This is a genomic window from Nostoc sp. DedQUE05 (genome assembly GCF_034530955.1).
Classification (GTDB): Bacteria; Cyanobacteriota; Cyanobacteriia; order Cyanobacteriales; family Nostocaceae; genus Nostoc.
In genome coordinates, this window is the sequence record NZ_JAVRCB010000003.1 from 57,372 (window position 1) to 71,292 (window position 13,921).

Annotated in this window: 11 protein-coding genes and 1 pseudogene; 6 read left to right on the plus strand and 6 right to left on the minus strand. The window is 46.6% G+C overall.

Annotated features, from left to right (window positions below; all coding sequences use genetic code 11):
* Positions 1-369: 369 nt before the first annotated feature.
* From RMZ42_RS03345 to cheB, 6 genes are all read left to right on the plus strand, one after another.
* On the plus strand, positions 370-1,827 hold the full coding sequence (locus tag RMZ42_RS03345; protein WP_322670069.1) for a methyl-accepting chemotaxis protein: 1,458 nt from the start codon (positions 370-372) through the stop codon (positions 1,825-1,827).
* Between the two features lie 113 nt (positions 1,828-1,940).
* Positions 1,941-2,186 (plus strand): hypothetical protein, encoded by a 246-nt coding sequence (locus RMZ42_RS03350; protein WP_322670070.1) that lies wholly within the window; start codon positions 1,941-1,943, stop codon positions 2,184-2,186.
* 216 nt (positions 2,187-2,402) lie between these two features.
* Complete coding sequence (locus RMZ42_RS03355; RefSeq protein ID WP_322670071.1) at positions 2,403-3,809, plus strand: HAMP domain-containing methyl-accepting chemotaxis protein; 1,407 nt, start codon at positions 2,403-2,405, stop codon at positions 3,807-3,809.
* A 21-nt stretch (positions 3,810-3,830) separates the two neighbouring features.
* Positions 3,831-5,411, plus strand: a complete 1,581-nt coding sequence (locus tag RMZ42_RS03360) for a methyl-accepting chemotaxis protein (RefSeq protein ID WP_322670072.1) — start codon at positions 3,831-3,833, stop codon at positions 5,409-5,411.
* 27 nt (positions 5,412-5,438) lie between these two features.
* Entirely contained in the window at positions 5,439-7,796 is a 2,358-nt protein-coding gene (locus tag RMZ42_RS03365; protein ID WP_322670073.1) for a hybrid sensor histidine kinase/response regulator, read from the plus strand.
* 156 nt (positions 7,797-7,952) lie between these two features.
* Positions 7,953-9,077: a chemotaxis-specific protein-glutamate methyltransferase CheB gene (cheB, locus tag RMZ42_RS03370; RefSeq protein WP_322670074.1), complete on the plus strand. Its 1,125-nt coding sequence runs from the start codon at positions 7,953-7,955 to the stop codon at positions 9,075-9,077.
* A 37-nt stretch (positions 9,078-9,114) separates the two neighbouring features.
* On the opposite strand, the gene RMZ42_RS03375 is transcribed toward cheB, so the two are convergent.
* The 6 genes and pseudogenes from RMZ42_RS03375 to RMZ42_RS03400 form a co-directional block, all read right to left on the minus strand.
* Positions 9,115-9,705, minus strand: a complete 591-nt coding sequence (locus tag RMZ42_RS03375; protein WP_322670075.1) for a Uma2 family endonuclease — start codon at positions 9,703-9,705, stop codon at positions 9,115-9,117.
* A gap of 94 nt (positions 9,706-9,799) precedes the next feature.
* Entirely contained in the window at positions 9,800-10,393 is a 594-nt protein-coding gene (locus RMZ42_RS03380; protein WP_322670076.1) for a Uma2 family endonuclease, read from the minus strand.
* Positions 10,332-10,493, minus strand: coding sequence for a hypothetical protein (locus tag RMZ42_RS03385; protein WP_322670077.1), 162 nt, complete (start codon positions 10,491-10,493; stop codon positions 10,332-10,334). The genes RMZ42_RS03380 and RMZ42_RS03385 overlap by 62 nt, the downstream gene beginning before the upstream one ends.
* 162 nt (positions 10,494-10,655) lie before the next feature.
* A complete protein-coding gene (locus tag RMZ42_RS03390; RefSeq protein WP_322670078.1) occupies positions 10,656-11,039 on the minus strand; it encodes a response regulator in 384 nt (127 codons plus the stop codon).
* Between the two features lie 97 nt (positions 11,040-11,136).
* Positions 11,137-13,179, minus strand: a complete 2,043-nt coding sequence (locus RMZ42_RS03395) for a GAF domain-containing protein (RefSeq protein WP_322670079.1) — start codon at positions 13,177-13,179, stop codon at positions 11,137-11,139.
* Positions 13,180-13,329: 150 nt separating this feature from the next.
* Positions 13,330-13,731, minus strand: a pseudogene (locus RMZ42_RS03400) (transposase-like zinc-binding domain-containing protein); the annotation flags it as partial.
* Positions 13,732-13,921 lie beyond the last annotated feature (190 nt).

A 13,921-nucleotide genomic window follows, 5' to 3' on the forward strand; every position in this document is an offset into this window, starting at 1 on the left:
ACCCTCCCCGTATGTATTGGGGAGGGAACCGGGTTTTTCTTGTTTCCCCCCAATACATCGGGGGGACTAAGGGGGATAATTCGACTTGTGTGTACACCGTAGCCTTTTTAAGGGGGGTTAGGGGGGATCTAAACGTGCTTAAAATCACAGCAAAACATTTTTCAAACAACCTCTAACGCTTATAAATCTAGGGTTAGGTTTTGTTTTACAGATTATCAATGAGATTCGCAGCAAACTCGCAGAGATAACGCAGTCGATATACAGAATGTTGTGCAATCTTCCGTTGATTCAAAAGTCCGATCGCAAAGATTACAAATGATAGAAATATTGGGAAATCCTTGAACTCATTCATTCACAACAGATAACAAAATGCAAAGTAAGCGAAATTGGAAACTGAGATACTGGATTATGGGCAGCTATGGAGTTCCCATTCTGGCGTTGATAATTTCTGCGGGGCTGATATTTATTAATATCAACCTGGTGAGTCAGCGATCGCAAGATTTAGTTTCTTCCTATAACGTTAATTCAGCGATTAATGCCCTTGCCACGAATGTGCAGAGCGGTTCTAAGTCAGTTCGGGGCTATTTGTTAGAAAAAAATCAGACATCCTTTGACGAATACCAAAAATCTCAAAGAAGCTTCAACGAGCTTTTGTCAAAGCTAATGTCGCTTGCCAGAACAGAGCAAGAGCAACAGTCATTAACCAGGCTAGAGGGACTGCTGAATAATTTAATGCTTGTCGAGGATGATTTGATTGGCAAAGTGAATCAAGGTAAGGTTCAGGAAGCTGTTGAAACCTGGAGTCACGAAAATGCTCGCAGTATGGTCGATCGCCTGACAAGTGCGATCGATGAAGTTCAGCGCCGAGAAGACCAGAATGTAATTTTGGCTGCCAAGCAACAGCAAGCAGCGCTCGATACGCTCAAGCTCACAATTTTGTCTGCGACTGGACTTTCCTTGCTGTTGTCGGTTTTGACTGGCATCTGGGTAATTAGCCGCACTGCTCGACGGATAAATGAATCAGCCAGTGCGATCGCTACCTCAACGGCTGAAATTGCCGCCACAATCGAGCAACAAGAGCGCACTGCTAACCAACAGGCAGCCTCGGTCAGCGAAACCACCACTACAATGGACGAACTCAGCGCCTCTGCTCAACAGTCTGCCCAGCAAGCATCCACTGCCTCAACCAGCGCTCAACAGGTCTTAAATTTGGCAGATCAAGGCAATCAATCACTGAACCGCACCCTGGAAGGAATGGCAGCCTTGAGCCACAGAGTCAGTGCGGTAGCAGACCAAATGCTGCGCCTGAACGAACAAACCAAGCAAATTGGCAATATTTCCGGGTTGGTGAGCGACTTAGCAAATCAAACCAATATGCTAGCGCTAAATGCAGCAGTAGAAGCAGTCCGGGCAGGGGAACAGGGGAAGGGCTTTGCAATCGTCGCCGCCGAAATTCGCAAACTGGCAGATCGGAGTAAGCGATCGGCTGAAAAAATTAATGTGCTGGTGAATGACATTCAATCCGCCATCAACTCAACCGTTGTGATGACAGATGAAAGTACAAAAACTGCTCAACAGGGGGCGGCAATAACTAAGCAGACGGTGGAGGTCTTTATCAGTGTCACCGATGCCGTCAACCGGATGGTGTTGAATATTCAGCAAATCTCGCTAAACGCTAGCCAGCAATCCATTGCGGTTCAGCAAATTTTACAAGCAATGAATGCACTTAATAACTCTGCTAGAGAGACAGCGATCGGCATCAGTCAGACTCGCGTTAGCACTCAGCAACTCAATGATGCAGCTTATAAGCTACAGAGTGTTGTGTAATCAGGGGCAGGGGGGCAGGGGGAAGGGGGAAATGGCTCCTTCCTGCTGCTGTGAAGCCTACTGTTACACACAAGTTTTTTAGAGTTACTGCGTAACGGAGAGTAAGTTAATTTTTGCAGGTCGATGTAACAAAGGTGCAGGTCAATGCAACAAAGATGCAGGTCGATGTAATAAAGATGCAGGTCAATGCAACAAAGATGCAGGTCGATGTAATAAAGGTGCAGGTCAATGCAACAAAGGTGCAGGTCGATGTAACAAAGGTGCAGGTCAATGCAACAAAGGTGCAGGTCAATGCAACAAAGGTGCAGATTAAGAGATTTGTGTGTATACCGCAATACTGTTCGGTTAAGCATTTTTAACTTGAAATTGGGCTTTGGTAAAAGTTACTGGGTTTGGGTTAAAAGCTTTTATTTCCCCTTTTCCCTTTCCCCCTGCCCCCTTCCCCCTTAACCAAAAGGTATTGATGTATACCGTAGCTTGATGGGTCAATCTAAAATCTAAAATCTAAAATCCAAAATTGTGTAATAGCAATATCTGGAAATTCTCGAATTTATTCACTTACAGGAGATCGCAAGATGGAAAGCAAACGAAACTGGAGACTAAGATACTGGATTATTGGCGGGTATGCAGTTCCCGTGCTGGCATTGTTAATTTCTGCCGGAGCAACGATCGTCAATATCAACACGGTGAACCAACGGTCAGAAAATTTATTGTCTTCTTATGACATTAACTCAATACTCGACGATCTTTCTGTTAGTGTGCAAAGTAGTTCTAAGGCAAATCGAAGCTATTTGTTAGAAAAAAATCAGCAATCGTTTGAGAGCTACCAAAAGGCTCAAAAGGATTCCAAGGAATTTCTAGCAAAACTGATGACACTTGCCCGATCGCAAGAAGAACGACAGTCTTTAACCAAACTAGAGGAACTGCTGAATAAACAGATTGCTTTTGACGATAACCTGATGGCAAGAGTGGATCGGGGCAAAGTCAAAGAAGCCGTTGCAAGCTGGAGTCAAGGAAATTCCCGCAATCAAGGGCAGGATGTGGTAGACATGATTGGAGAAATGCAGCAGCGAGAAGATCAGACTTTTGCAATTGCCGCAAAAGAGCAGCAAGAGGCGCTCAATGCGCTTAGGTTCACGGTGATGTTAGCTAGTGGACTCTCTTTGGTGCTATCTATTTTAATTGGCATCTGGGTCATTAGCCGCACTTCCCGCCAGATGAACGCCTCTGCTGGCGCGATCGCAACTTCTACAACCGAAATTGCTACGACGATCGAGCAGCAAGAACGTGCCACCATCCAACAAGCCACTTCTGTCAACCAAACTACCACGACAATGGATGAATTGGCGGCTTCCTCGCGCCAGTCTGCCGAACAAGCAGAAGCCTCAGCCGCAGGGGCGCGGCAGGTGTTGTTGCTGGTAGACGGTCGCACTCAAGAGGGTCAGTTCAGCCAATCGAGTCTACGCGAGAAAGTAGGCGATATTGCCGCCCAAATTCTCCATTTAAGCGAACAAACCAATCAAATCGGCACGATCTCCACCCTGGTTAGTGATTTAGCAAGTCAAACTAATATGCTGGCGCTCAACGCAGCAGTAGAAGCCGTGCGAGCCGGGGAACATGGCAAAGGCTTTGCGGTTGTTGCTGCCGAAATTCGCAAACTGGCAGACCAGAGTAAGCGATCGGCTGAAAAAATTAATCTACTGGTTTTAGACATTCAAAAGTCGACCAATTCCACCGTGATGGTGACAGATGAAGGCACGAAAACCGTAGAAAAGATTGTGGATGCCATCAAAACGATCGCGCTAAATGGTCAACAAATTTCCCTTACTTCCAATCAACAGGCGATCGCGGTGCAACAGGTGGTAGAAGCCATGAACTCGCTGAATATTTCCGCTAGGGAAACCGCCTCTGGTATTAGTCAAATTAAAGTCGGTACCCAACGACTGAATGATGCCGCCCAAGAACTAAAAGCCGTTGTCTAAAAATGTATTTGAGTTACAGCTATGTTAAAAAATATGTCTTTGCATGGACGATTGATGGGTTCGTTTTTGCTGATGGGCGGTGTTGTTTTGGTCGTTGGGTTTTTCGGCTGGCGGGGTACTCATCAATTAAGCAGCCATATCGACACCCTCAGTAATAACAGCCTCCCCAGCATCGACGGATTGTGGAGAGTTAATGAAGGGCAGACCCAGATCCAGTCGGCAGAGCGAGCGATTATCAACCCCGAACTCCCCGCAGCAGCCAAACAGTCTGAGTTAAATCGAATGCAGGCAGCCTGGAAGCAGATTAACGCAGGTCTTGAGGAATATGAAACCACACCCCGCAGCCCCGACGAGGACAAACTCTATCAGACGTTTAAGCAACAGTGGCAGGCGTGGAAGCAAGATCATGCTGCCTACCTTCAGGCTTACCAGGATTTTGCCCAATTAGGTGTTGTAAACCCCACTGCCAGACAGCTGGAATTGACCAGCCAGAAGCGAGAAAATTCTCCAGAAATGAAGGTGGCGATCGCTGCTGCCGAACGACTGACAAAACTCAGACAAAACGCTGTTGTCAAAAATGATGTTTCCTTTGCGGCTGCAACTAATTCATTGTTGCAACTGATCAAAATTAATCAGGATACTGCTGAAGATGCAAATAAAGCCGCCAGTGACGATACCCGCTTGACCACAGGTTGGGTGGTTACTGGGATTATTGCTGGGCCTCTAGGGGCAATCTTACTAGGATTTTTTCTGAGCAACAAAATTGCTAAACCGTTGACAGGCAAAATTGCTCAAATTGTTCAAACAATGGCTGCTTCCACCAATGAAATCGCCGCCACGGTTGAGCAACAAGAACGGACTGCGACTCGGCAGGCAAGTTCTGTCAATCAAACCACTATCACCATCGATGAATTGGGAGCCTCATCGCAGCAGTCAGCCGAACAAGCAGAATCGGCGGTAGCAGGCGCACGGCAGGCGTTGATCCTTGCAGGTAACGGTGCTGATGCTGTAAAACGCACCCTCAAGGGCATGGAAACCCTACAGCAGAAAGTCGCAGCGATCGCCGACCATATCGCACGCTTAAATGAACAAACCAAGCAGATTGGCAGTATCTCTGGTTTGGTGGGCGAGTTGGCAAGTCAGACTAATATGCTGGCGTTAAATGCGGCTGTAGAAGCAGTCCGGGCAGGGGAGCATGGGAAAGGCTTTGCTGTTGTCGCTGCTGAAATTCGCAAACTAGCAGACCAGAGCAAAAAATCAACCGAAAAGATTAACACCTTGGTAGGCGACATTCAATCTGCCATCAACATCACTGTCATTGTCACCCATGAAGGCACTAAAACTGTGGAAGAAGGGACGCGAATTGCCCAGGAAACGTCAGAATCCTTTGCAGGTGTAGAAGGTGCAGTGAATAACATCGTCATCAATAGTCAACAGATTTCACTCAATATCAATCAGCAAGCGATCGCCATTCAGCAAATTGTCTCTGCCATGAATGACCTAAATATTGCTGCGCGTGAAACTGCCAGTGGCATTAGCCAGATCCGCTCTGGTACTCAACAAATAAACGAGTCAGCGCAAGCACTTAAGGCAACCATTTAGTCGCTCAACCCCTAATTACTTAAAACTATGATGATCGATGATGAAGAACTGAGAGACGTTTTCAAAGTAGCCAGCGAAGAACATCTGCAAAACCTGGATGATGGATTACTGCATCTGGAAAACCATCCCAACGATCTGGCTGTCCTGGAAGCCTTGATGCGAGAGGCGCATTCCCTCAAAGGCGATGCCAATATGCTGGGAGTCAAAGATGTAGGCACTCTAGCACATCAAATTGAGCATATTTTGACTCAACTCAAGCAACAAGAAAACCCTGCGTCCTCGTTGGGCAATGATACAACAGAATCACCCTATGAACGCCTCGCTCATGCGATCGCCGCTATCCGCAAACTCGTTCATGAAGCCGTCACCGGAGAACCTGCCAAGGTTGATACCTTTTCTGTTCTGGCCGAATTGATGGGAGCGCAGCCAGTAAAAAGGGAAGATAATCCGACTCAAGAGCTAGAAGTCAACAGTACTGAAGTAATAAATACAGTAAAAAACAATACTTTTGATAAAGAGCGAGAGTCAAAGGAAAACGGAGCAATCCAAAATCCAAAACTTGTACTGAGCGAAGTCGAAGTATCCAAAATCGTTCGACTGAGCGAAGCCGAAGTCCAAAATCCAAAATCCCCCACCAATAGCTACCGCATCGAAACCATCCGCGTTGGTACTCGCCACCTGGATACGTTGATGACGCAAGCAGGGGAGTTAACTGTTACCAAAATTCGGATTGCTCATCGGCTGGGAGAAATTGAGGCGATCGCTAATTTGTGGGAAGAATGGAATCGAGATTTGTTCACTAATCGGTTTGCCTTCAGCCGAGAGCAACAAGGTGATTTCGCCCTCCAACGTCTAGAAACTTTTCATCATCACTCGGAAAAACGATTAGAGCAATTGGGCCATTTGGTGAAAACCTTGCAGAGTTCCCTTTCGGAAGACACAACCCGACTCGAACAACTAAGTAGCGATCTAGAAGAGGGTATTCGTACCCTGCGATTGCTGCCCTTTGCAACGATTTTCAACCTCTTTCCTCGGATGGTGCGCGATCTGGCACAGCAGCAGGGAAAATTGGTGCAGTTGATCGCAGAAGGCAAAGACACCCTTGCCGACAAACGCCTGTTGGAAGAAATGAAAGATCCGCTAATGCACATTCTGCGAAATGCGATCGATCACGGGATTGAGCCACCACAGGAACGGGAACGGCTAGGAAAACCAACAACGGCAACGATTCGGCTCAAAGCTTACCAAACTCCCACTAACATTGTGCTGGAAATCAGTGATGATGGGCGGGGGCTTGACCTGGATAGAATCAAACAAATAGCGGTGAAACGGGGCATTTGCGGGGAGGAAGAATCAGCAGCAATGACTCCCAGCCAGATCCAGGCGTTGATCTTCGCACCGGGATTTTCAACAGCCCCCCTAGTGACAGAAGTATCAGGGCGGGGTGTGGGGCTGGATGTGGTGCAAACCAATGTCGAGAAATTGAAAGGTACAATTCAGGTAGAATCGGTTCCTGGACTGGGATGTACGCTGCGCGTCAATCTCGGTATCACCTTGGCAACCGCCCATGTCTTGATTGTGCAAGTGAACCAAATGCCCTATGCCATCCCAGTGGAGTTTGTACAAACCGCTTGCTTGATAAAATCAGAAGAGATTTTTCCCTTGGAGGGACGGGACACAATAATTCGGGATAGTCAACCCATTTCGATTGTGCAGTTGGCCGATCTATTAGAACTGCCCCCGATGCCATCTGGGTTAACTCAAGAAACAGCACTTTCCTGTATTATTCTTCAGGTTGGGCAAGCACAACTGGGTGTAGTGGTGGATGCCTTAGTGGATGAGCAAGATGTATTGATTAAACCCCAAAGTCATTTACTTAAACGAGTCCGCAATGTTTCCGGGGCAACAATTTTAGGCACTGGAGATGTGTGTATGGTGCTGAATCCCCAGGATTTGGTGAAGTCAGCCCGATCGCGATCGCAGTCCATTTCTTCTACCCAAACTCGTCAACTTGCGCCTACAAAACCAACCGTTTTATTAGTGGAAGATTCTATTGCCACACGCACGCAAGAAAAGCGAATTTTAGAAACCGCAGGTTATCAAGTGATTACTGCTGTGGATGGTTTGGATGGATTGAACAAACTGCGATCGCACACCGTTGATGCTGTTGTTAGCGATGTGCAAATGCCAAATCTCGATGGCTTGGGGTTAACTGCTAAAATCCGCCAATATCAGGAATATAGCGAACTTCCAATTATCTTGGTTACTTCGCTTGCCAGCGATGAAGATAAACGTCGGGGTGCGGAAGCCGGAGCCAATGCCTACATTATCAAAGGCAGCTTTAATCAAGAAGCCTTGCTGTCAGCCCTCAAACGGTTAGTGTAGAGGTTTTCAGATGAATGAAGAATAATTTTCTCGTATAGCCGTAGTCACATAAGTTAGGACATTTTGAAAATGTGAATGCTAGGAATAGTTTTACCTTCTGCCTCCTGCCTCCTGCCTTCTGCCTCCTTCTATAAAATCTCAACTTAATGTCAATTCATGAAAAACTCTGCCCCGATTCGCGTCTTTCTGGTGGAGGATTCGCTCGTCGCCTTAACCATCCTCAAGCGAATTCTGGCGAGTTCCCCGGAAGTGGATGTGGTGGGAACTGCTCCCAATGGCGTGGAAGCATTGGAGCGAATTCCAGCCGCACAGCCGCAGGTAATCTGCACCGATTTACACATGCCCAAAATGGATGGACTGGAACTAACCCGCCGGATTATGGCAGACTATCCCCGTCCCATTCTGGTGATCAGCACCTCCGTCAACACTCAAGAAGATTCTCGCAATGTTTTTAAACTGCTGCAAGCGGGTGCTTTGGATGTTTTTCCCAAACCCAACATTGACTCACTTTCAGACTATGAACACATCAAGCACGAATTAATCAACCGGATCAAAGTTCTGGCAGGGGTTACAGTCTTTACTCGCCACACTTCCCGTGCGACGGTAGAACCCAGAAAGTATCCTGTTAGCCCTAAAAGTAAGCCAGAACCATTCAACTCAAAACCTGCCAGTAACTCGCAATTCCCGATTCGTAATTCCCCGTCCCTGCCGAAAGTCGTGGCGATCGGAGCCTCCACAGGCGGCCCCCAGGCATTGTACGCGATCCTAAAACAACTGCCTGCAAACTTTCCCGTACCCATTCTGTGCGTCCAACATATCAGCGAAGGATTTCTGCAAGGACTGGTAGATTGGCTAGCAGCAGAATGTTTCCTGCGGGTGACGATCGCCCAACCGGGAGAATTTCCCAAACCGGGTACTGTCTACTTCGCTCCCGAACGACAACACTTACAACTCGACACTCAAGGGCGATTTATCACCATCAGCACCCCTGCCGTTTCCGGGCATCGTCCCTCCGTCACAGCTTTGTTTCAAGCCGTTGCCACCTGTTACCCGCGATCGGCGGTTGGTATTTTGCTGACTGGCATGGGACGGGATGGTGCAGATGGATTACAAGCGATCGCTCAAGCCGGAGGCACTACCATTGCCCAAGATGAACAAACCTGCGTTGTCTTCGGGATGCCCAAAGAAGCGATCGCTTTGGGAGCCGCGCAACATATTTTGGCGATCGGCGAAATTGCTCCCATGCTATTGAATCGAATTTTCAGTTATAGGCTAGGTTAGGTATACCTATAACGTGCAACGCATCTTATCCAAGGGGCTAATTTTGTCCGAATGCTAGAATTTGAGCAGCACTCAGCTTAAAACTAGGAATAACTGTCGATGCCAGAGGAGTGTCGCCCATATAAATCGTGTCTTCATATTGCCCGTTCACCCATAAGCACAGCGTCACTTGCTGTATTTCCGGGTCAATAATCCAGTATTCCGCAATCCCTCGCGCCGCATATTCTGTGCGTTTGTAGCGGTAGTCTCGATCGCGATTCTGCTGTCCGGGTGACACCACTTCAATTACGATCGCAGGTGGCGGCATATCCCGTGTTAAGGTTGCCCGCTTTGCTCCTGCCAAGGCAGTTCGTGATTCTTCTGTATGAATCAGGATATCTGGCAATCGACACTTTGCCCGTCGCCCAGTTACTTCAACCTCTGTTCCCACAGCAATTAATGCAATTGGAAAATATTTTGCCAACTCAAATAACAGATATTTAGCAATGTCTAAATTGCCCTGGCTTTCAGTTGGCATTTCCACTAACTCTCCATCTACAAGCTCATAGCGCGTGTCAGTCCCGTCGTCATAGGCAAGGTATTCCTCCATTGTCATCAACTTTGGGACATTGAGTGCAATTTGAGTCATGGTTAGGAATCTCCGCGATCGCTGCCGTAAGGCTGTCAGGATAGAAAACTGGCTGTGCCAATTTTAGCAAATCTAATTCTGCACCAATGGTTTACTAATTTTGTCCAAATGCCAAAATCTGAGCAGCACTCAGCTTGAAACCAGGAATAACTGTCGATGCCAGAGGGGTATCACCCATATAAATCGTGTCTTCATATTGCCCGTTCACCCATAAACACAGCGTCATTTGTTGCCTTTCAGGGTCAATAATCCAGTATTCCGCAATCCCTCGCGCCGCATATTCTGTGCGTTTGTAACGATAGTCTCGGTCGCGGTTGTCTTGTCCAGGTGAAACCACCTCAACCACCAAGATTGGCGGTGGCATATCTTGGGTAATCGTGTTGCTGCGTTGTCCTGCCAGCGTTGCGTATCCTTCTTCACTCAGTATGGTCAGATCGGGTAAGCGCACCTTTGCTCGTTTGCCACTCACGACAATTTCCATATCTTTGAGGTTGATCAGCACAATCGAAATGTATTTTGCTAATTCCAACATCAGGAGTTTGGCAAGCTTGCAGTTTTCTGGGGATTCAGTCGGCACTTCTACTAACTCTCCATCTACAAGCTCATAGCGCGTGTCAGTACCGTCGTCATAGGCAAGGTATTCCTCCATTGTCATCAACTTGGGGACGTTGGGTGCAGTTTGAGTCATGGGTAGAAATCTCCGCGATCGCCGCCGCAAGGCTGTCAGAATAGAAAACTGGCTGTGCCAATCTTAGCAAATCCTCATTCTGCGCTAATGTTTTACCCATCGCACCCTGTTAAGCTAAACCACATCTAGTTTGCATATCTAAGATTTATATAACTATTGTGGGGTGGGCAGCGTTCGACTGAACTTCGACAAGTGTTACAGTGAGCCTGTCGAACTGCTCAGTTACCGCGATCGCGCCGAAGTCTGATGAACAAGCAGCAGATCAGGAGCCAATAAATTTTCGTACAGCTTCTCGCAATTGTTCAGCATCAAAAGGTTTGATCAGATATTCTGTTGCACCCGCCAGATGACCCTTCACCCGGTCGAAGGGGGAATCTTGAGAAGTCACCATAATCACGGGCAAATGCTGAAACTGGGGCAGGCTCCGCACCGTGCGGCAAAACTCCAACCCGTTTACATCCGGCATCTGCACATCCAATAGCAAGACTGAAATCGGTTGATGATAAATGATCGACAAGGCATCAACCGCGTTAGCGGCTGTTATTACTTGATAGCCCGGTTCTAACGCTCGTTTAATCATTTGATGAATCACAGGGCTGTCATCAAGTGCGAGAACAATCGGTGAGCTTGTCGTATCATTTGACATACTTTACAAGTCGATGAGTCAATCATCGTTGGCATTTAGCCTAGCATTCCCAAAGGAAGACTTGAACAATTGATATGTTGATAATTTTATACATACTTTAAGTACTTTTAACCAGAGGCTCAACCGGAATTTGAATCAAGAACTCGCTGCCTTTCCCAAGTTCTGAGGAGCATTTTAAAATGCCGCCATGTTTTTCAACCACAATTTGATAGCTGATGGACAGTCCTAGACCGGTTCCCTTGCCGATGGGTTTGGTGGTGAAGAATGGATTGAACAGTTTTTGCTGGGTTGTTTCTGTCATGCCAGAACCGTTATCTCGAATCCGAATCACTACACTATCTGCGTGCGAAAATTGGGATAGATCGGAACTACCCGATTTTTCTCTACTAATGAGTTCTGTTTGAATGGTAACGATCGGATTAGGCGTTTCATCTAAGGCATCGATCGCGTTACCCAAAAGATTCATAAATACTTGATTCAATTGCCCCGCATAACAATCAACAGGCGGTAAATTGTCGTATGCTTTAATCACTTGAATCTCAAACTTGGCACTAGTTAATTTCAACCGACTCTTCAAAATTAACAACGTGTTGTCAATCCCTTCATGGATATCCACAGGTTTCATCTCTGCTTCATCCAGACGCGAGAAGTTCCGCAGAGATAGGACAATTTGCCGAATTCGTTCTCCACCCATTTGCATCGATGACAATAGATTAGGCAAATCTTGCATCAAGAAATCAAGATCGATGGACTCTATCTTTTCCTGAATAGCATCAGTTCCATTGGGATAGGTTGCTTGATAAAGATGCAATAGTTCCAGCAAATCCCCAACATAGTTGGTTGCATAAGTAATATTACCGTTAATAAAGTTAACCGGGTTGTTGATTTCGTGGGCAACTCCGGCCACCAATTGTCCCAGGCTAGACATCTTCTCTTGCTGTACCAGTTGCATTTGGGTTTGCTGCAACTGGCTCAGGGCGTTTCCTAGATAGGTGGCTTGAGTTTGAGCTGCAAAGGCGGTTGCTCGTGTTTGGGCAAGCAGTTCTGCCTGATCGAGAGCGATCGCTACTTGATCGGTGACAGCTTTGAGTAACCGGACTTCGCTATCAGTCCATTGGCGCGAACCGCGACAGTGATGGCAAACAATAGCACCCAATTGACTAGAATGGGTTCTCAGTGGCAGCAACAGCACCGAGGTTACTGCCAGTTGATGCAGCAGGGCGCGATCCTCCGGGGTGAGTGCCTCTGAGGTAGTAGAAACATCCTCAATCCTTAGCATATCTAGATTTAAGATAGTTTCTGCCAGAACGGAGCTTGGGCCAAGGGAAAGTTCCCCCAACGCCATCTGAATCTCTGGGTTAGTCGCTTCGTGAGTCACCATAAAGTTGAACCGATCTTTGTTGGGCAGACACCACACAAAGTCACAGCGATCGACTTGCAACAGACTATGAATCTCATTTACTGCCGTTTGTAAAATCGTGTCCAGATCCAGAGAATTACGGATTTGATTTGCCAGATTAAACAGAATTGAATCTTGTTGACCAACTAATTCCTGAGTAATCAATTGCTGTTTTAGTTGTTTGATTTCCGGGATCGTTTGACGCAGCTTCGTGGTGTTGCGCTTTAGCTCCAATTGCGCTACCACTTGGTGGCTGAGTGTCTGCAATCCTTTTTGTTGTTTCTGACTCAGATCGCGCGGTTCAATGTCCATGACGCAGAGTGTACCCAAGACACAACCGCCAGTTATTACCAGGGGCACTCCGGCATAAAACCGGATATTGGGAGCATTTATAACGAAGGGATTGGTGGCAAAGCGGGGATCGGCCAAGGTATCTGGAATTACAAATACATCTGACTGGCGAATGGTGTAGTTACAAAATGCGAGGTCTCGGCGAATTTCTGTTAATGTGATTCCCACCTTAGACTTAACCAACTGGCGATCGGCTCCGATAAAACTCACCAGTGCCATTGGAGTTTGGCACAGATCGGCTGCCAGTGCTGTTAAGTCATCTAATGCCCGATTGGGTACAGCATCCAAACCCTGAAATTGATACACTGCTTTGAGCCGTGTCAGTTCGTTGGTGCAGGCCATCTTTGTGCAGGGGAGCATGGAATCAAGTAATAATTCAGGGATTTTCATAGTTTTATTTTAATTGAGGGGCGATCGCTAATTTGACACTGAAACAGGTACATTTGCAATCGCTACTCTAAGTTTTCTAAAGCTTTAGTTTTTATCAGTTTTTCTTTTTTATAAATATTTTAAATCAAATTATGAATGCGAGTTTAAGTATAACGCCGTCCATATGCAAATTTTGTTTTTTTGACCGCACAAAAGTTTCCAGTTTATCTAATTCCCTAACGGATGGTATTTTATCCGTTGGCGGTGCCTCCGGTAAGTTTTCGCTAATTTGTTTTACCCAGTTAATTATAGTCGTGCGATCAACCCCTGTCTGACGTTCAATTGCTCTAAAGCTAGCACCATTAACGTATGCTTTTAAGCATTCTATTTTTTCTCATCTGAGTATCCTTTTGGTGGGCTGTAGACATCAATGAATTGGCGTTAGCGTTCGCGTAGCGTCTCGTAGAGAAGCAGGGCGGAACGCACGTCGCAATTAGTACATATGTAATTCTGTTTACCTCGCCGCCAGCCATTTTTCCTAATCTCAGTACAGCCGCAGTATGGAAAATTCACAGTATGGCACCTCAATTCCTCCCACTATTATGCAACCCCGACTTTTCAATAAAGCAGCGAGGGTTCAGTTTTTCTGCCAGACATCTTCTCAAAGCCGCTTTACAACTAGCATACGAGCTTAACTTCTCGCTTATACGCCCAAGATCGGCAATGCCAAAACAAGATATGTAAAGAAGTGACTGCATAAATT

Excerpts from the sequence above, each read along its gene's own strand:
- RMZ42_RS03345 (WP_322670069.1), top strand. The coding sequence starts at position 370 with ATGCAAAGTAAGCGAAATTGGAAACTGAGATACTGGATTATGGGCAGC.
- RMZ42_RS03355 (WP_322670071.1), top strand. The coding sequence starts at position 2,403 with ATGGAAAGCAAACGAAACTGGAGACTAAGATACTGGATTATTGGCGGG.
- RMZ42_RS03360 (WP_322670072.1), top strand. The coding sequence starts at position 3,831 with ATGTTAAAAAATATGTCTTTGCATGGACGATTGATGGGTTCGTTTTTG.
- RMZ42_RS03365 (WP_322670073.1), top strand. The coding sequence starts at position 5,439 with ATGATGATCGATGATGAAGAACTGAGAGACGTTTTCAAAGTAGCCAGC.
- cheB (WP_322670074.1), top strand. The coding sequence starts at position 7,953 with ATGAAAAACTCTGCCCCGATTCGCGTCTTTCTGGTGGAGGATTCGCTC.
- RMZ42_RS03375 (WP_322670075.1), bottom strand. The coding sequence starts at position 9,705 with ATGACTCAAATTGCACTCAATGTCCCAAAGTTGATGACAATGGAGGAA.
- RMZ42_RS03380 (WP_322670076.1), bottom strand. The coding sequence starts at position 10,393 with ATGACTCAAACTGCACCCAACGTCCCCAAGTTGATGACAATGGAGGAA.
- RMZ42_RS03385 (WP_322670077.1), bottom strand. The coding sequence starts at position 10,493 with ATGGGTAAAACATTAGCGCAGAATGAGGATTTGCTAAGATTGGCACAG.
- RMZ42_RS03390 (WP_322670078.1), bottom strand. The coding sequence starts at position 11,039 with ATGTCAAATGATACGACAAGCTCACCGATTGTTCTCGCACTTGATGAC.
- RMZ42_RS03395 (WP_322670079.1), bottom strand. The coding sequence starts at position 13,179 with ATGAAAATCCCTGAATTATTACTTGATTCCATGCTCCCCTGCACAAAG.